This is a genomic window from Anaplasmataceae bacterium AB001_6 (assembly GCA_020002265.1).
In the GTDB taxonomy this organism is placed as follows: Bacteria; Pseudomonadota; Alphaproteobacteria; order Rickettsiales; family Anaplasmataceae; genus AB001-6.
Genome location: CP048228.1, coordinates 865,275 through 884,504, shown reverse-complemented (window position 1 = coordinate 884,504; position 19,230 = coordinate 865,275). Strand labels below are relative to the sequence as shown.

Annotated in this window: 13 protein-coding genes; 4 read left to right on the top strand and 9 right to left on the bottom strand. The window is 30.5% G+C overall.

Going from position 1 to position 19,230, the window contains the following annotated elements; translation table 11 throughout:
• Nucleotides 1–113 precede the first annotated feature (113 nt).
• The 3 genes from mraY to fabG are packed head-to-tail and all read right to left on the bottom strand — an operon-like array spanning nt 114 to nt 3,412.
• Nucleotides 114–1,154 carry a phospho-N-acetylmuramoyl-pentapeptide-transferase gene (gene mraY, locus GUI12_04120; protein UAT43318.1) on the bottom strand — a complete coding sequence of 347 codons (1,041 nt, stop codon included), beginning with the start codon at nt 1,152–1,154 and terminating at the stop codon, nt 114–116.
• Nucleotides 1,151–2,647 (bottom strand): UDP-N-acetylmuramoyl-L-alanine--D-glutamate ligase, encoded by a 1,497-nt coding sequence (murD, locus tag GUI12_04115; GenBank protein ID UAT43317.1) that lies wholly within the window; start codon nt 2,645–2,647, stop codon nt 1,151–1,153. The genes mraY and murD overlap by 4 nt, the downstream gene beginning before the upstream one ends.
• A gap of 21 nt (nt 2,648–2,668) precedes the next feature.
• A complete protein-coding gene (gene fabG, locus GUI12_04110) occupies nt 2,669–3,412 on the bottom strand; it encodes a 3-oxoacyl-[acyl-carrier-protein] reductase (GenBank protein ID UAT43448.1) in 744 nt (247 codons plus the stop codon).
• A 209-nt stretch (nt 3,413–3,621) separates the two neighbouring features.
• Here fabG and GUI12_04105 point away from each other — a divergent pair, with 209 nt between their 5' ends.
• Nucleotides 3,622–6,729 carry an AsmA-like C-terminal region-containing protein gene (locus GUI12_04105; GenBank protein UAT43316.1) on the top strand — a complete coding sequence of 1,036 codons (3,108 nt, stop codon included), beginning with the start codon at nt 3,622–3,624 and terminating at the stop codon, nt 6,727–6,729.
• Nucleotides 6,730–6,755: 26 nt separating this feature from the next.
• Here the strand turns inward: GUI12_04105 and GUI12_04100 are convergent, their stop codons facing one another.
• Entirely contained in the window at nt 6,756–8,042 is a 1,287-nt protein-coding gene (locus tag GUI12_04100) for a bifunctional folylpolyglutamate synthase/dihydrofolate synthase (GenBank protein UAT43315.1), read from the bottom strand.
• Nucleotides 8,043–8,061: 19 nt separating this feature from the next.
• Nucleotides 8,062–8,670 carry an ABC transporter substrate-binding protein gene (locus GUI12_04095; GenBank protein ID UAT43314.1) on the bottom strand — a complete coding sequence of 203 codons (609 nt, stop codon included), beginning with the start codon at nt 8,668–8,670 and terminating at the stop codon, nt 8,062–8,064.
• A 235-nt stretch (nt 8,671–8,905) separates the two neighbouring features.
• Here GUI12_04095 and GUI12_04090 point away from each other — a divergent pair, with 235 nt between their 5' ends.
• Both GUI12_04090 and GUI12_04085 read left to right on the top strand, forming a co-directional pair.
• Nucleotides 8,906–10,573 (top strand): RlmE family RNA methyltransferase, encoded by a 1,668-nt coding sequence (locus tag GUI12_04090; GenBank protein UAT43313.1) that lies wholly within the window; start codon nt 8,906–8,908, stop codon nt 10,571–10,573.
• 135 nt (nt 10,574–10,708) lie between these two features.
• Nucleotides 10,709–11,785, top strand: coding sequence for a flagellar basal body P-ring protein FlgI (locus GUI12_04085; GenBank protein ID UAT43312.1), 1,077 nt, complete (start codon nt 10,709–10,711; stop codon nt 11,783–11,785).
• Here the strand turns inward: GUI12_04085 and GUI12_04080 are convergent.
• The 3 genes from GUI12_04080 to GUI12_04070 all read right to left on the bottom strand — a co-directional run bounded on the left by GUI12_04080 (nt 11,778) and on the right by GUI12_04070 (nt 17,183).
• Nucleotides 11,778–12,824, bottom strand: coding sequence for a mechanosensitive ion channel (locus GUI12_04080; GenBank protein UAT43311.1), 1,047 nt, complete (start codon nt 12,822–12,824; stop codon nt 11,778–11,780). The genes GUI12_04085 and GUI12_04080 overlap by 8 nt on opposite strands.
• A 192-nt stretch (nt 12,825–13,016) precedes the next feature.
• Entirely contained in the window at nt 13,017–13,967 is a 951-nt protein-coding gene (locus GUI12_04075) for a hypothetical protein (protein ID UAT43310.1), read from the bottom strand.
• A gap of 90 nt (nt 13,968–14,057) precedes the next feature.
• The gene (locus GUI12_04070; protein ID UAT43309.1) at nt 14,058–17,183 is read right to left on the bottom strand and encodes an isoleucine--tRNA ligase; all 3,126 of its coding nucleotides are present in this window, start codon (nt 17,181–17,183) and stop codon (nt 14,058–14,060) included.
• Between the two features lie 197 nt (nt 17,184–17,380).
• On the opposite strand from GUI12_04070, the gene GUI12_04065 reads away from it, so the two are divergent.
• Nucleotides 17,381–18,013, top strand: a complete 633-nt coding sequence (locus GUI12_04065) for an orotate phosphoribosyltransferase (GenBank protein UAT43308.1) — start codon at nt 17,381–17,383, stop codon at nt 18,011–18,013.
• A 194-nt stretch (nt 18,014–18,207) separates the two neighbouring features.
• On the opposite strand, the gene ruvB is transcribed toward GUI12_04065, so the two are convergent.
• On the bottom strand, nt 18,208–19,206 hold the full coding sequence (gene ruvB, locus GUI12_04060; protein UAT43307.1) for a Holliday junction branch migration DNA helicase RuvB: 999 nt from the start codon (nt 19,204–19,206) through the stop codon (nt 18,208–18,210).
• Nucleotides 19,207–19,230 lie beyond the last annotated feature (24 nt).

Genomic DNA, 19,230 nt, shown 5'->3' with positions numbered 1-19,230 from the left:
CACACTACTATTAGCACACGGGGAGATTCTATCTTATGTAGCTCATATAGTCAATGAAAGTTTTAGGAATTATGTATAATTCGCAGATATAACTATCTTAATATCAAATTATACTAATATTGGCTTAAATATAAAAATAATATAATTGCAATAGCACATGAAAAAACAGTACATATCATAAATCTCATAACAATTTTTGACTCATTCATTCCCAATTCCTCAAAATGATGATGTATGGGAGTCATTTTAAATACTCGTCTTCCTTCACCATACTTCTTCTTTGTGTACTTGAAATATAATACTTGTATTATTACTGATAATGTTTCTGATACCATAATGATGGCTATTATTGGTAATATTAGTTCTATTTGTAATAATAAAGAGATTATCCCTAATAAACCTCCAAGCGATAAGCTGCCAACATCCCCTGTGAATATAGTGGCCTTATTTGTATTGAACCATAGTAAACCTAAAGAAGATCCAGCAATTATCAAACATATTTTTGTTATATTATCATAATCTTTAATAGAAAGGAGATTATTAACATTTTTTGTAGATAAAAAAGCAATTGTTAGGAATATTATAATGATTTGAGTCAATAATAGACCGTCTAAGCCATCTGTAAGGTTTGTAGCATTTGATGAGCCAACAGTAACAAATAGGAAAAATATTAGATATCCCCAGTATGTTATATTAAAAGAGTAATTTGCAGATATTTTGATAGAGTGCAAAGAAAAAAGATTAACATCCGCTTTTTGACTCACTAAATATATTGTTAAGAATGCTATGAATAACTGAGATAGAAATTTCACTTTTGCAGGCATGATACTGTTTCTATTTTTTTTTTGTTTAAGCTTACTTAGATCATCAATTAAGCCTAATGCTCCATAACCCAAAAATATTACAAGAATTGCCAATATATGATAATTAAAGTAATCATCTAGCATTATTGCAGAAGTTATTACTGTGGATATCAGTATCGCTAAACCTCCAAGAGTTGCTGTACCTTCCTTTTTTTTATGTCTTTGAGGACAATCTTCGTATATTGGTTGTCCTTTTGATTGAATGCAAAATGATATTTTCTTTATTACTGGAATCAGTAATGCAGATGTTATAAAAGCAATTAAAAAAGATAGAGTATATTTTATTGTCATTTTTTTTCTTTCTGTAAAAGATCGTTTACTATTTTTTTAAAACATTTACCGCGTTCTTCAAAATTTTTCCACATGTCAAATGAAGCAAACCCAGGGGAGAATAATATATCAATTGCTGCATTTTTATCCACCTCTTTCATATAATTTTTTGCATACCTAAATGCTGAATCTATAGCTTCTTCTAAATTTTCACAAATTCTTACGGTTGAATTACATCCAAGAGCCTTTGAATTACCTTCATAAGATTTATTCTTTTTTGATAATTCATCGCTTATTTTGTGACGCACTTCTCCAAACGCATATATCATCATTATATTATTAGAGATCATAAAATCAAAATGTGAAAATTTTCCTTTACTTCTGCCTCCACATATCCAAAGAATCTTATTTTGGGATTTGATAATAGCATAGTTAGCGGCATGGAGATTAGTTGCTTTGCTATCGTTAATGAAGTTGATGTTTTTATACGATGTAAAAAATTCATTTCTGTGTTCTATCCCTGAGAATTTTTCTACCAAAGACTGAAAATCCTTTTTATTGATAGATAGATTTTTTATTATTAGGTATGCATATTTTATAATATCTGCATGAATATTGTCATTTTCAATATTCATATTATCAGAACACTTTATAATGTTACTTGTTTTCTCTAAGATTGAACTTTGCACAGAAATATTATCTTTTGACACATTATCTATTCTGTATCTTTTTAATTTTTCTAAATCGCATGCAACAATCTGATATGCAAATTCTTTAGATGCATTATATCTTTTAGAACATTGTTCATAAACTATAGCATCTTTAATATCTTTTCCTTTTGTTAAAGCACACTCTAGAATATGATTTCCACAGATAGCAATTGTATTTGGATTATTGAATATGTTGAATTTAGCTCTGATATAATTTTCTTGGCTTCCATGTCTGTCTATGTGGTCATCTGCTATATTTGTTATCACGCCAAATTTTAAATTTTTTAAATATGATGTTATCTCAAGTTGAAAAGATGACATTTCTATAATAAGCCAATCGCTTGCTATTGCTTCTTTGTTAAAAATTGAGACCCCGATGTTTCCGCAAAGAGAAACATTATAACCAACTTCTTTAAGAACATAATATATTAATGTACAAAGAGTAGTTTTCCCGTTAGTGCCTGTTATTCCTATTAAATTTTTTTCTGGATATAGCTCAGAGAAAAATTGGATATCAGACTTTATCGAGATATTATGTTTTTTTAACTTTAATGCAATTTCATTTTTATTTGTATTAATACCAGGAGACAAAATAGCACAGTCTATAAATTCAAAATGTTCACACTCTAACGGATTGAACAATTCAATATTTGCATTGTTTTTTGCTAACAGTATCGCTTTTTCTTTTTTAGAATCATCCCATATCAATATTTTTCTTTTTTTTGATATATGCTCTGCTAATTTAAGACCGGTAATACCAAGACCATAAACAAATATATAATGACTGTTTTTGTCTAATACCATTTTTACTACAAATTGATTGCTTTATTGCATGTACATCCCGCCATTTACATGAAATACTTGGCCGGTAATATAATTCGATGCTTCTGATAGAATAAAATTAACCATATTAGCTATTTCTTCAGCTGAGCCTTGTCTTTTCATTGGGATGTTAGAAAGAATAAAATCTTTTCTTTCATCAGTAAGAGATCTTGTCATATCAGTATCTATAAAACCTGGAGATACACAATTTACAGTAACATTTTTACCAACATATTCTAGTGCTAAAGATTTGGACATGGAGATCATCCCGCCTTTTGCCGCACAATAATTTGCTTGCCCAGGGTTTCCTGTCGCAGCTACGATAGAAGAAATATTGACTATCCTTCCCCAAGAATTTTTCATCATATGTCTAAAAGCATGCTTGTTCAGTAAAAATACACTCTTCAAATTAATATTGCAGACTTTATCCCAATCTTCTTCTGACATACGTAAAGATAATTTATCTTGTGTAACTCCTGCATTACAGACTATTCCATCCAATCCACCTAGTACACTTACAGCATCTTTAATAAATTTCTCTATATTCTGAGATTGTGAAACATCGCACTCCAGTAAATGACAATTCTCTTTATTCTCGATTTCTTTTAGTCCATTTTGGAGATTCTCAATACTAGAAGAGCTCATTACAATTTTTGCACCAATACTGCTAAGTTGTTTAGCAATTTCTAAGCCTATTCCTCTAGAAGATCCTGTTACGATGAATTTTTTATCTTTAATATTTGTTATACTTTGATGTAGATTTGCCATTTTTTTTATTTTTAATGCTAGAATTGTCCAGTATACATTTTGCATGTGTTTGGTGCAACAATGTATTATCGATTATAATTGCATGTTTATTAGAGAATTTTATGACTAAATTTAGTTCCTTATTATAATTGATGATATATTAAAAGTGGTCAGTACTATTATTAGTACGTCTCGTGTTGTTTTTTATTATGCGTTTATCCAAATTTCTTAATATTAAGACATTTCTTATAATTGTTTTACTTATAATTTCTATATTTATCTACTATCTTTTCAGTAGTAAGAAATACGTAGAATATATAAAGAGTTATTCAGAATATAAGCTTCAACCCGTTTTAGGAGAAAATGAATTGCAGTTTGGAGATGTTAAATTAACCAAGGATAATCTGTTCTTTACAATAAACATAAAAGATATCAGGTTTATAGGGAATAACAGTTTATATATATCTTTTTTGGAAATAAAAGTGCGAAAGGGGCTTTTTGGGTTATTTTATAAATTCTCTGATGTAGGGATGGGGAAGATAGAATTTAGTGCAACTGATAATTCCATATCACATGATACAGAAAAAAAGAATAATCTTGGAAATGATAATGAAGTTAAACAGGAAGGTTTTAAACAAGAATATGATGGTTATGAAAATGCTTTAGACTATTATGTTTCTAAAGGATCTAAAATAGCATTTAATACATTGGATAAGATATTTTTCAATTTGAATATAGATTCAATCAAATTCAATGATACTTTTCTAGGTTCTATTTCTATTCATCATTATTATCAGAAAAATAAAAAGGATAGATATCTAGAAGGGACAATACGTAACTCTTTAACCAATTTTATAAAATTACATTATGATAAAGATGATTATCCAAAAATAGTTGTTACTCTGAACAATTTTTCACTGAACGATGATTTATTATCGAAAATGCTGCTTAAATATAAACCAGAATGGTCTGATATTATAAGGCAAAATATTGATTTAAATATTATTACTACTGTTACAGAAAGATTTAATAAGGTAGATGTCCAGTTAAATTTAAACTCAGTGACAGGAAATATAGGAAAGCCACTTTGTAATGCTGTAGATAGTCTGTCTTGTAATATTGATTATGGCTCTGCTGTCGTTAAGATAGATAGGGGGACAATTTCTGTCAATGATTTATCATTGAAGAATAAGGAAAGTGTTACCTCTTTAGATTTAGTATATGGAGAATACGAAAAGACCCTAGATTTTTATCTGGAAAATATTAGGCTTGGAGCTGTTCTTTCATATTGGCCAAATTATCAAAAACAAGCTGCTCAAATTAAGGAAGAAATATTTGGGTTTATCGATCATGTGGAATCTAAGATTATAAAAGGTTCAGTGGATTTTATAACTGGAAATGTTGATTTGAATGTTCCTTTTCATAGCGGGCAGACAAAAGAGGTAAAAGATATTATTCCCGTAATAGAGAATCTTACAGGTAATTTTAGTATATCCGGTCAAACTTTGAAATTGCATGCTTATGAAGATATTCCTAATCCCGTTTATAGCGTTGATTTTATCATTCCTGATTTATATACTGACGGTCCTTTTCAGTATGAAGTTAATATAAATTCTGAAGGAGATTTTGCCGAACATTATCAGGCTTTGATGAAATATTTGCCTTTCTATTTTTCTGATGATTATGCTGCTTATTTACCAGTAATAAAAAATATGAAGAACCTCACTGGAATCGTTAATTCTGTGACTGCACTTAAATTTTATGCAGATGAAAATGAAAAATATCAATTTGAATATTCTATAAATATTGATAGTAATAATTTAAACGGTTACTTATACGATAATTTCCCGATTTCCAAATCATCATTTGAATTCAAATTGGATAATAATGATTTATTCTTCGTGTTGAATTTGAAAAATGATGATACTGATTTAGCTATATTGTATCGTGACAATTATATCGAAAAGAAAAGTAACATTTATTTTGATGGATATTTTGATACGGAATTCATTATCCAAATTATTGATAACGATATGCTAGGTGATTATAAAGATCTTATTAATGCACATGATGGAATTTATAGTGTAAATCTGAAGGGAGAAGGGCGTGACTTGATGAATATGAAGTATAAAGGTGTTTTAGATCTAAAGAATGTTGATATAAATTATCCAGAGATTTCTTATAGTAAAATTTATGGAAAGCCTGCAAAGGTAAAAATGGATTTTGGTCTACAGGAAGGAGTTTTAAAATCTAGTGTTTTTCATTACACTGCTCATGCAGCTGATATTGAAGTAAATGTTAATGTTGATAAAGATGATTATCTTATCCATTCCAATAGGGTTAAATTTGCTGATAATGATCTACATTTTACTTTTAGTTCAGTGAAAAATATCAAAGATTTAAAGATTTTTGCTAATATCATAGATATCGCTGGCTTATCTAAATTCTTCAAGAGAATAGACAAATCACCAGATTTTCAAGAAAGACATAATGTTAATAATTACAGGATAGATGCTGAAATAAAAAAAGCTATCATGTTTAACGGCAATCATATGAGTAATTTAAAATTTAAATTTGATCTTCCCAAACGTAATGTTTTGTTATCGGGTGCTGTTTATCCAAATGAAAAAGCAGATTTTTGGTATCAAAAATATGATGAAGAGAGAGCGCTATCTTATATTAGTGCAAAATATAATGGTAGAGATATAGTTATTTCTAGTACCAATGCTGGAATATTATTGAGTGCGTTGGATATTTCAGAATATATGTTTGGTGGTAATATGGAGCTTTTTTTAAAAATTAGTGATAATCGTAGTATAAAAGGAGATTGTAATATTGATAATTTTTATCTTGGTGATTCACCTACTTTAGCTCGTATTTTCGCTTTAACTTCCTTTAATATATCAAATATATCTGGAATATTAAGAGGGAAAGGTGTTTCTTTTAATAGTTTTTATGGCCGATTTTCGTTTGCCGATGGTCTCTTGACGATCGAAGAATCTTGGGCAAAGGGAGCCGCTTTAGCAATTTTCAATTTTGGTATAATAAATTCCATAACAGGTGATTATAAAATGTACGGAAGCCTTGTTCCATATTATCAATTGAGTGTAACAGTTAGTTTAGTACCATTAATTGGGAATATATTCACCGATGATCAAACTAGAGGTCTTATTACTCTAGAATATGTCTTAGAGGCCTCAAAAGATGAAGATTCGATGGTACAGGTTGATACTAACACTTCTACCGCACCTAGTTTCTTACGTAAGTTTATCGATATTTTTGGTGATGGCAGCTTATCTAATGCGTATCAACAGTAGCCTTTGATTTAGAAAATGCTTTTGAGTTAAATTAGATTATTCTGTAATTCGTATAAATCTCTATATAAAAATAATGATCCACAAATTATGATGGTCATCTTTTCTGTTTTAGAAGATTTCGTAGCAAGGTCTTGTATTGCTTCTCTTATATTTTGATATGCAGTACTTGGAACTATATTTAATTCTTTTCTTGCTCTTTGTATTATCTCTTGTGCTTTTATAGATTTTGGTTCCGATAGAACAGAAACTGCACACAATTTTGATATTTGAGCCTTTAATATTTTTAAAAATTGAATAAAATCTTTCCCTAGTGTAAAGCCTACAATTAAAATAGCTTTTCTTTCTTTAAGCCAATTTTTTATTGCGTAAGCCCCATCTGGATTATGAGCTCCATCAAAAAATATTTCAATATTCTTATTTTCAAAATATTTGAGAATTCTATTATTTTCTATCTTTTCTAGCCTACCTGGCCAATATGCTTTTTCTATTCCGCATGTTATTGCATTATCTGTTATTTTGTTAAAATTCATTTTTTTTAAGAGATATAAAGCCGTAATAGCATTGCTTGCATTATCTATTTGGTGATCGCCAAGAATATTAGGGCGTGGTAAATTTATTGTTTTATCTGCTAAAGTATAATTAAAACTTTGATTATCTATTATCTGTATTTTTTGATCTTCTCCTGAACAATAAACAGGAGAGTGCTTTTTATAAGCTATATTTTTTATTACATCTAGTGCTTTTTTATATTCTTGTTTAGCTATGATAATAGGAACCTTTTCTTTGATTATTCCTGCTTTTTCAGAAGCTATACTTTCTATTGTAGATCCCAAAAATTCACAATGATCAAAAGATACTTTAGTTATAATAGATATTATAGGATTAACTACATTTGTTGAATCCAAACGGCCTCCTAAGCCTGTTTCAAGAATTGTGAAATCAGTTGGATTCTCAGAAAATGCTAGCATTGCTGCTGCTGCTATCCCTTCATAAAATGTTACTTCACAATTTGTTACTCTGCATCTTTCAAGCACGTTAAAGAGTTTTTTGTCACTTATTGGTGTACCAGAAAGTATAATTTCCTCATTAAAAGATATTAATGCAGGTGTGTTAAAGCAATTCACGCTATAATCAGATTGTTCCAACATTTCTCTTATAAATGCTGTTGTCGAACCTTTTCCATTTGTTCCAGCAACATGAATGATATTTTTTATTTTTAAATGAGGATTATCAAGTTTCTTAAGAATTATTTCTGTTCTGGATAATCCAGGGGATATATATCGTTTGTCTAACACATTTGGCCAATGTGGCATTTTAATTGGCATAGAATTTTTAAATTAACTCTGGTAATACTTCTTCTAGACCAAGTTGTTCAATCTTTTGTTGTACAACGTCCTTAACAGATGACACAAAACTAACTTTATCTTCAATTATCAAATCAAAAATTTTTATAGAATCCCCATCTTTATCAAATGTCATCATATATCTTATGGGAATTAACTGTGTTAACGCAAATTTATTTATCGTATCTGCAAATATTGAATTTTTTCCATATTTCTGTATATATGTTATTTCTTTTATTCCCTTGAAATTTGAAAGGCCATTAATATATATCTCAAGCATTTTATCACTGAATTCATCTTTACATTCTTTTTTTTGTGTATCAGAAAGCTCATCATAGTATTTTCCCAAAACCATTTTAATAATACGATTCATATCTATGCTTTCTCTAAGTAATATCCTTAATTTTTCTTCTTGGACTTCAAGGGCTTCGTTAGAATTACCTATATCTACTATTTTATCTGTAAAATTTAAGAGAAATTTTTCAACTTTTTGGTCTATATTTTGTGCTTCTATGGTAGTAATATTTCTTATAAATAGGATTAAGAATAAGAATAGTAGTACTGCAAAGAATTGTTTATTTGCGAATCGAAAGAACATCAATGATATCTTATTACAATAAAATGAGTATTCAATGGATATGTTAAACCCTTAATCATTGATAATCAATTATTATGCTGTGCATTTACTCGATACTGTGATACAATACATCAATGATATAAATTTCTTACCCTGGGATTCTTCCCCTTGATTTCTTCTATTGCTTTTAGTTGTAGATTATTTGAGAATTTAGCTTTTATTGTTTTTTCATTATTAAATTGTGGTTATTTCTAGTATGCAAAGGAAAAGTGAGCCTTATTCAGGCAAAGATAGTGAGAATTTGTGTGATAGCACTGGTGAAAAAAACAGATCAAAAGGCGGTTATTCTGATAATAAATATTCAAAAGAAGGAGATCGTCCACGTCGTCCTTTTTCAAAATCCGGTTCTGGTAGACCACCATTTAAATCAAACGATAGATTTGCAACAAGAAAAAGATTTGGTGATAAAGACAGATCAGAGGGCGGCTATTCTGATGATAAATATTCAAAAGAAGGAGATCGTCCACGTCGTCCTTTTTCAAAATCCGGTTCTGGTAGACCACCATTTAAATCAAACGATAGATTTGCAACAAGAAAAAGATTTGGTGATAAAGACAGATCAGAGGGCGGCTATTCTGATGATAAATATTCAAAAGAAGGAGATCGTCCACGTCGTCCTTTTTCAAAATTTGGTTCTGATAGACCACCATTTAAATCAAACGATAGATTTGCAACAAGAAAAAGATTTGGTGATAAAGACAGATCAGAGGGCGGCTATTCTGATGATAAATATTCAAAAGAAGGAGATCGTCCACGTCGTCCTTTTTCAAAATTTGGTTCTGATAGACCACCATTTAAATCAAACGATAGATTTGCAACAAGAAAAAGATTTGGTGACAAAGACAGATCAGAGGGCGGCTATTCTGATGATAAATATTCAAAAGAAGGAGATCGTCCACGTCGTCCTTTTTCAAAATTTGGTTCTGATAGACCACCATTTAAATCAAACGATAGATTCGCAACGAAAAGATACAATTCCCGTACATCTAGGAGTAAAGATGGATTTTTTGCTGAAGATGTTAGATCTAGATTGGACGCTGAAAAGAAGTCTTTGATTATTAAGGATGATCGTAAAGAGAATTGTGATGAGAAAAGAAAATATAGCAAAGATTTATTCCAAGATCGTTTGAAAATTTCTTCTTTGGATAACAAGAAAAAGCGTACAGATTCTTCTACTAAATGGATTAGTAGGCATATTAATGATCCATATGTGAAATCTTCTAAAAAAGAAGATTATAGATCACGTGCGGCTTATAAATTACTTGAAATATCAGAAAAGATAAACATGTTTGATAACGCTACAAATGTTGTTGATTTGGGTTCTGCTCCAGGAAGTTGGGCTCAAGTTATCACACGTTATTCTAAAAAAATTCAAAATGTGGTAGCAATAGATAAAATCAATATGGATCCGATAGAAGGTGTGCAGTTTATTCAATTTGATTTGGAGAATAATTTAAAAGATCTGCATCCTCAATTACCCGTTGAAAAATTTGATATTATTTTATCTGATATGGGTCCTAATTCTTGTGGTAATACTTCTGTTGATCATATTAGATCTATTAATCTATGCTATGCAGCTTTGAATTTTTCTTGTGAATTTTTGAAAGAAAATGGCACTCTAATTTTTAAGATGTTGCAGGGTAGTTTAAGTAGAGAATTTGTATTAGGGCTTAGAGATATTTGTGAGAAAGTTGTCCATATTAAGCCCGAAGCTAGTCGAGGGGATTCACGAGAAATATATATTTGTCTGGAATCCTTCAATTCTACGGAAGCTATAAAGTATGCCGAATCTCTTAATATAAAGAATAATGAAGAAAATAATGAGAAGAACATAGATGATGTAATATCTGCTTTATCAAATTGATATTAATTGGAATTTAGTTAACTATATTTCTCTTTTCTATCTATAATGGGTAGAAAACTTTTTATTGCAATTTCTTTTGATAATTTATTTACGACATTATGTGTATAAAGACCGGTTGTACTTGTCTTTTTTTCTATGAAATACATTTTTTGTTTTTTTTCTTTCGTATTTTTTATCAGCGGTGTAAATGCACAAGTTAAGGGTTTTAATATACCTTATGAAATGCAGCAAGATGTATCTGATGACATACTGTTGGATTCGGATGAGTATTTCATAAAAGACATAGTAAATTATGAAGGAGTAAGAGATAATGTGCTGGTTGGATTTGGTCTTGTAGTAGGGTTAAATTCTACAGGAGATAATCTACGTAATTCTTTCTTTACACAACAGAGCTTGGAAAGTTTTCTCGGTAAAATGGGGATAAATGCTAGAGGAGCTAATTTAAGAACTAGAAATGTTGCAGCTGTTACGGTTACTGCTGTTTTGCCAGCATTTGCTACTCAAGGAAGTCCAATTGACGCTCAAGTTAGTACAATAGGTGATGCAAATAGTCTAGAAGGTGGTGTCTTATTAGCTACTCCTTTACTTGGGATAGATGGGAGAGTTTATTCTGTTGCACAAGGGCAATTATCTTTGCGTAACGTTAATTCTGTGCCTGGTTCTCGCAATAAAAATATTGGAACCAAAACTGTAGCATTTATTCCAAATGGCGCAATTGTAGAAAATGAAGTGGGATTTTCATACGATGATATGGAAGATGTAAGGCTTTCTTTACGTAATCCAGAATTTGATACTGCTGTTAATGTGGAAAATATAATCAATGAATCTTTTGACTATGATATTGCTCATGCTCAAGATAAAGCAACAATTGTTGTAAATCTCCCAGATGAGTACAAAGGGAATATTGTAGCTTTTTTGAACAAAATAGGTAATCTAAAGGTTGAAGTAGGTGGTAATGCCAAGATTGTAATAGATTCTCAAACAGGCACTTTTGTAATTGGCAACAGGGTGCGTTTGACAGAAGTTGCAATATCACATGCAAATACTAACGTTACTATAGGGAAAGATATCAAAATTTTTAATGCTAATGAATCTTTATATAGTTTAATTGAAGGATTAAATAAATTAGCATTACCAATCAATGATATAATCAGCATATTAAATACACTTAGTTTGTCAGGAGCCTTACAGGGTGAAATAATTGTCAAATAATGTCTTTAATATCTATTACGTTCTTGTAAATTTGTATCGGAGAATCAATTATTTTAACATCCATATCTTTGACTATTTCTCTAATAAATATCAAAACCTCCTCCATGAATTCTAACTTTTCATAATAACCTATGTCAGATATATAACAATTTAGTACCAATTCAGTTGTACAGTTAGATATGTTTATTACATTAAGATAATGAGGCAAATCTTTTTTAACTTTTTGATGTGAAAAAATTTTGGTTTTGATTTGATTGATAGTTGATTTTATATCTTTATCTTTATCAAAATATAAGCTGAATTTTTTACTTATTTTATTACCCAGCATTCTGGATTGGTTGTTAATTACGCTCGTGGTAAAAACGGAATTAGGGACATAAATAGGTATTTTATCAGTATTGATTATCTGAGTCATACGTAATCCTATATTGGAAACTTTTCCTATTATATTCATATCATTGATGGATATCTTATCTCCTATTTTAAATGGTTGATCATACACTATCACCAAGAATCCAAAGAGATTTGCTATTAAATCCTTGGCTGCGAAACCAATTGCTATACCTCCTATTCCTCCGAAAGTTAGAATACTTGCGATATTTATATTAAGTGCGTGTACTATCATTAATAGCGATACGACATAAATTGCAGTGCAGAGTATTTTATTTATTAATATTAGATCTACAGAATATCTGTTTTTTATTTTGTCTTTTAAGTTGTTAGCTGCAATTGTTATTAGTGCGGTAGTATATGCTGCAAATAGTGTTATGAAAGCAATTTCCCGTATTGTCATCAGCAGTGTATCATCATCATGCTGATACAACATCTCTATTGATTTTAAAGGAATCCATATTGCTAAAGTTGCTAAGATAGGTAATTTTAGCTTATTTACTGCTTCATATGATATTGGATGGGTTTTTTTGCTTTTATGTTTTACAATCCTGTTGAGTACTATAAATGCAATAAACATGGTCAAAGGAGTGATAATACAAAACGAGATAATCAATCCTTGAAAGGTATTAAAAATATTATTAATCACTGAAGATCTAAATTTACTATCGCAAAATGGCCGATTATAACATTAATTTGGTCATTATTTAACACCTAACTTAAAATACACATACTTATTTTATAAGACTATTTTTCAGTGTAACTAACCTTATAGGGAAGATACTAATATCCTAGAATATAATTTGCATAGCATTTATTTACATTTACAAGCAGCATTGTATTACCTTGTGAATCCTGCTGCGTCTGCTTTTATCTTTGTAGTTAATGCGTCACATTCCTTTTGGATTGATCCTATCCTTTCAGCTACATTTGTTCTAGTGTATTGTGTGTCGATTGCTGCTGCTGTAGTGTTTTCCATAGCAGGCATGGGGGATTGTAAACGACATCGTTTACCGCAGCGTACAACATCAAGACTTGCATTATGTAGCATTCTTTCTGCACCGTCCATATTATCTAATTCAATTGGAGGAATTTCAGCATCTCTGCTGCTGTATTCACTATTCTGGAGACATATAGAAGAAGGCTGCTGCTGTATCGCTTCATTGTCATTATATTTTATGAATGTTTGTTGCTGACTCTCCTCTTCATTACGTTTTGTTGCTGTTGCTTCAAAATTAGCAAAAACATTGTTATCATCTTTAGCTTTTTCTTGCGTATTAGACGAAAAAATAGAAAATATTAAATCTACAATATTTGTAACTCCTTGAAGCATTATGGAGAATACTGCAACATACAACATGCGATAAATATTCAGAAACGATGCGTTCTCAGAAGGCATAAGAGAAGTTAGAACAGAACCGACTGTTAAATAAATACTCGCTGATGCAGCAGCAGTGTTTGCACTTTCTTTTAACGTTTCTTCAATTATATTTGGCACACTTTGACGCTTCTCTGGGGCGATATATCGTTGATCTATTAATCTAACAACAGCAGAAGGAGTAGTATTCAGAGTGTGATACAAAACATAATGTGTTAATAATGCATCAGGATAAGGTATTCGTACTTGTCGCATTATTTCTTGTGACACTTTGAGGAAAAGCGCCTTATATGCCATGGTAGCGAAAAAATGTTGCCATGAGTGATATGGAAATATTTTAGAGTAAGATGTTTTAAGTTTTTCTTTTTTCCCTGCAGAAGAATGGTCTTTTAAATGATTTTCGTTTTCTGTCATATTCGCCTCTATAAATATATTTATTAATTTATAAAAGGAAATTATATATTATAACAATCATTAGTCACGCATTATCAAAAAATTTTTGTCCTAAAATAAACAATTAATTAGTAAATTGATATCAGAATTTTCCATTTTGCTTGCGAAGACAATTCTCCCTGATGGTTTGAGGTTATTAATTTCAATATTACCAGCCAAAGTTTGTTCTAGAATTTCTTGTTCCCAATTTTTAATTGATTGCAACAGTTTCTGATCAGCATTATTTATCTGTATAGTTATTTTTTGGGTAATTTCCAGATTTGCTTCCTTTCTAGCTTGTTGTATAAATCTTATAAAATCTCTTGCTTTTCCTTCTAACTCCAATTGTGGAGTAATTTCAGTATCAAGATAGAGAACAATATTTGTTTTATCTATACTAATTGCGTTCTCGTGGTTTACCTTGATTTTCTTTTCAAACGTGTCAGCAGACAATAGAGTATTCGCTATTTTTAGATGATCATCTACTATTTCATAATTTCCAGCTTTTAATTCTTTTTGTAGCACTTTCACTTTTTCTGGAAATTTTTTACCCAAAACAGGAAAATTTAACTTGATTACTCTAGTAGCAATAGATGAATAATCTTCCGCGAAATCTACAGATTTTACATTCAATTCTTGCTCGATGATATCCTTATATTTTGTTATATCTTCATGATCTTCGTAGAAAATACTCATCCTTTGTAGAGGATGCCTTATTCTTATTTTATGTTTATTCCTTAAAGATAAACCAAATTGACATATGTCTTTTACTAAGTCAATTTTTGCAATTGTTGAACATTGTTCTTCTGTTAAATCAATATTTTCAACTGATCTTTCTAAATGAACAGAATCTCTATTACCAAGGCCTAACCATATTTTTTCTGATACCACAGGTAAAAGAGGCGCTATAGTCTTACAAAGTACTGTTATTACAGTATATAGAGTATTATATGCATCTTTTTTATCTTGATCATGTTCTTTTTTCCAGAATCTAGAGCGATTCCTTCTAATATACCAATTATTTAAAACATCTAAAAAGATGTCTATTGCGTGACATGCATCTACCGTATGATAATCATTCAAATTCTGATTTACTTTTTTGATAAATATCTTTGCTTTGCAGAGGATATAGTTATCCATCTCATTCATCGAATTATCTATTACTTGTACATTTGTTATTTCATCAGAATTTGCATACATCGAAAAGAAATGATACGCATTCCATAAAGGTTTAATAATCAACCTAGAGACATCTTGAATCATTTTGCCATCTTTATCTATTAATAAATTTCCGCTATTTGAAACAGGCGAAGATAACATTAAAAATCTAAGTGGGTCAGAACCATACTTATTAAACATTTCTATTGGGTCTGGATAATTATTTAATCTCTTAGATAATTTTTGACCTTGCGCATCCAGTACTACTCCATGACAGATACAATTCTTGAAAGGTATTTTATTAAATAAGGCCACTGATAACACTAAAAGAGTGTAAAACCATCCTCTTGTTTGCGATATGTATTCAGTAATGAAATCCGCTGGGAAATTTTTTTCAAACCATTCTTTATTCTCAAAAGGATAATGATTCTGTGCATAGGGCATAGATCCAGATTCAAACCAGCAATCGAAAACTTCTGGAATTCTTACCATTTTACTTTCCCCTGACGGATCATCAGGGTTGGGTCTTGTCAATTTATCTATGACATGCTTGTGTAAATCATCAACTTTTATATTAAAGTCTTTTTCCAGTTCAGCAATTGAGCCATATACATCAATTCTTGGATATTTATCATTGTCAGATTTCCATATGGGAATGGGTGTTCCCCAAAATCTGTTACGTGATATTGCCCAGTCTCTAGCATTTTCCAACCATTTCCCAAACATTCCATCTTTAATATGACCTGGTATCCAATTGATCTCTTGGTTTAATTGCACCATCTGATCTTTTATATTCTCTACTTTTAGATACCATGATGAGATAGTCCTGTATATTAGGGGAGTATCAGTACGCCAACAATGAGGATAATTATGAACATAACTTTCTATCTTAATTAAATTACCTCTCTGTTTTAAATATGCAATGATATCTTCTTCACATTCAAATACTTGTCTTCCCTTAAAATCTGAGACTTCTTTTGTGAAAATTCCTCCTTCGTCTATAGGACACACTGCATTTACGTTTTTTTTCTTACATAATTCAAAATCATCTTCACCAAATCCAGGAGCAATATGCACTATTCCTGTACCATCACTTTCAGTGACAAAGTCTGCTTCTGTTACTCTGAACGAATTAGTATTATCTTTGAAGTATGTAAAAAGAGGTTCATACTCTAAATTGATCAATTCTTGATAATCTATTTCAACTATTTTGGTATCATCTTTTATATAATTCGCAGAAGAAATAAAAGCTTTATTATCTTCTATTTTAGCTGCATATTTAATATCTTTACCGATTGCTAACATTAAATTGGAAGGTAAAGTCCAGGGCGTGGTTGTCCATGCTAATAAATAACATTCACTACAAACATTAATTAGTGATTTTGGAATATTTTTTAATTTTAAAGCTACGGTTATTGCTTTACTTGTTTTCGCTCTATAGCAATTGTCCATCTTTGTTTCAAAATTCGCTAGAGGAGTTTGACATTTCCAGCTATACGGAACCACTTTCTTAGATTCATATATAAGACCTTTTTTATATAATTCTTTGAATGCCCAAATTACAGATTCCATGAAATTTAAATCCATAGTTTTATAGCTGTTATCAAAATCAACCCATCGAGCCTGCCGAATAACATATTCTTTCCAATTGTTGGTATATTGCATGACAGATGATCTACAATGTTCATTGAATTTTTCAATCCCAAAATTTTCAATTGCTTTTCTGCCGCTTATATTAAGTTCTTTTTCTGCTCCCATTTCTGCTGGCAAACCATGACAATCCCACCCAAATCTTCGATTGACTTTTTTCCCTTGCATTGTCTGGAATCTTGCTATTGCATCTTTTATAAATCCAGTTAACAAGTGACCATAATGTGGTAAGCCATTTGCAAAAGGAGGACCATCATAGAATATAAATTCCGATTCATTGTTTCTTTCTACCGATTTTCTAAAGGTATCATTATTTTGCCAATAATTTAATATCTCTTTGTCTACCGCTGATAAATCAACATTAGGGTTAGTATCTTGAAACTTTTTCATTGCTTTTAAATCCTATTAGAAATTCTTTGATTAATGATAATTGCTCTATAATGGCTATTTATAAACAGTAGCGTTTTATAATGCGAAAATTAAGCACATTGCCTATATCTCAGAATTATATTATTTTTTGCCAATTTTTCAATTATCTCTTTTTGTGCTAAAATTAATCAGTTTTTCATGTTGAATCGGTATTTATTATGATTGATATTGAGAAAATTTTCTTTGATAAAAAAGCAATATTAAAAGGACATTTCGTGCTCTCATCTGGAATGCATAGCGAATATTATTTTCAATGTGCAAAAATTTTGGAAGATACCAAAATTGCTCAACAAGTGATCTCAATATTGGTGGAGAAAATACAGCAATATAGTTTGGAAAAATTTGGTAAAAAAATAAATGAAATTGCAGATGCTGTCGCCTCTCCTGCTATTGGAGGTGTGGTGGTTGGTTATGAATTAGCAAGGGCCCTTGGTTTGAATTTTATATTTTGTGAAAGAGTAGACGGGAGCTTTGTTTTTAGACGCGGATTTTCTACTGCGGATTATTCTAAGATTATTATCATGGAAGATGTAATTACTACCACTAAATCCGCGCTGGAAACAATGAAGTTATTCGATAATACCTCTGCTGAGGTAGTATTAGCTTCCTGTTTGGTAGACCGCAGTAATGGCAAAGCAGCTGAATTACTTCCTTGTGATTTATTATCTCTAATGGAATTTTATCGTCCCATATACGATGCCTCAAAATTACCAGAGCATCTTGAAAAAGAAAAAGCAATTTTGTTGGGGAGCAATAAAAAAAATATTACCGATGGGGTACAAAGGAAATGAATATTACGTTATTTTTTTTGTTAATGTATGGTGATTGATTATCTCTAGATAAAGAAAAAAATTGCGATCTATTGCTTGTGTTACATTTTATATATGCAAAAATATCTTCTTATATGAATTAATACAGATTTTCATTTAATATTTTAGATATTGGAATTCTTTATATTTCTGTCTCCTTTAAGACTATAATTTGATCAATCGTATTCTTTGATGTTTTTGATGTGTGTAAGGCCCTTTTCAGTTAATATTCTGCCTCTTTTAGTCTTGTTAATAAATCCTATTTTTATCAGATAAGGTTCTATGGCTTCTTCTATATTGCTCTTTTGCTCCGACAGTGCAGAAGATATTGTATTTATCCCAACAGCTGCTTTAGGATAGTTTTCATATATAAATTTTAAGTAATCTCTATCCGATTTATCTAAACCTCTTTCATCTATATGTAGTTTATCAAGCGATTCTATAGTGAAATGTATATCTATTGTATTTGTGCACTTTACCAAGAAAAAATCATATAATCTTTTTAATAATCTAATAGCTATTCTTGGAGTTCCTCGCGATCTTTTTGCAATTTCATATAATGCTTGTTCAGATATTGGCATTTTTAATGTATTGGCAATATTTGATAACAATTCTTTTTGTTCTTCTATTGTATAAAATTCCAATTTTACTGGGATGCCAAATCTATCTCTTAAAGGCTTTGATATTAATCCTATACGAGTTGTTGCACCCACTATGGTGAATTTTGGTAGATCTATACTAACAGTACGAGCAGATGGTCCTGAGCCTATTATCAAATCCAACTTAAAATCTTCCATTGCTGCATACAATACCTCTTCTACCTTCGTGCTAAGCCTATGAATTTCATCTATAAATAAAACGTCATTTTTATGAAGGTTAGTCATTATTGCGGCCAAATCACCTGGTTTGGTAAGTAGAGGTCCAGAGGTGCTAACTATGTTAACATTTAACTCTTTTGCAACAACATTAGCTAAGGTTGTCTTACCCAAGCCTGGTGGGCCGTGTAATAAAATATGATCCAATGAATCATCCTTTTTTTTTGCAGCTTCTATAAAAACAGATAAATTATCTTTCAAGCTAGTTTGACCGACAAAATCAGCCAAACATTGCGGTCTGAAAGATATACCTACCTTATCACTTTGCTTACATTCTAGATCTTTTGTTAAATCTGACATTTATATTCAAATACTTGAATAAGG

Coding starts and splice junctions, on each gene's coding strand:
- GUI12_04070 (UAT43309.1), bottom strand. CDS start 17,183: ATGAAAAAGTTTCAAGATACTAACCCTAATGTTGATTTATCAGCGGTA.
- GUI12_04095 (UAT43314.1), bottom strand. CDS start 8,670: ATGTTCTTTCGATTCGCAAATAAACAATTCTTTGCAGTACTACTATTC.
- GUI12_04075 (UAT43310.1), bottom strand. CDS start 13,967: ATGACAGAAAACGAAAATCATTTAAAAGACCATTCTTCTGCAGGGAAA.
- GUI12_04065 (UAT43308.1), top strand. CDS start 17,381: ATGATTGATATTGAGAAAATTTTCTTTGATAAAAAAGCAATATTAAAA.
- mraY (UAT43318.1), bottom strand. CDS start 1,154: ATGACAATAAAATATACTCTATCTTTTTTAATTGCTTTTATAACATCT.
- GUI12_04105 (UAT43316.1), top strand. CDS start 3,622: ATGCGTTTATCCAAATTTCTTAATATTAAGACATTTCTTATAATTGTT.
- GUI12_04085 (UAT43312.1), top strand. CDS start 10,709: ATGAAATACATTTTTTGTTTTTTTTCTTTCGTATTTTTTATCAGCGGT.
- murD (UAT43317.1), bottom strand. CDS start 2,647: ATGGTATTAGACAAAAACAGTCATTATATATTTGTTTATGGTCTTGGT.
- GUI12_04090 (UAT43313.1), top strand. CDS start 8,906: ATGCAAAGGAAAAGTGAGCCTTATTCAGGCAAAGATAGTGAGAATTTG.
- ruvB (UAT43307.1), bottom strand. CDS start 19,206: ATGTCAGATTTAACAAAAGATCTAGAATGTAAGCAAAGTGATAAGGTA.
- GUI12_04100 (UAT43315.1), bottom strand. CDS start 8,042: ATGCCACATTGGCCAAATGTGTTAGACAAACGATATATATCCCCTGGA.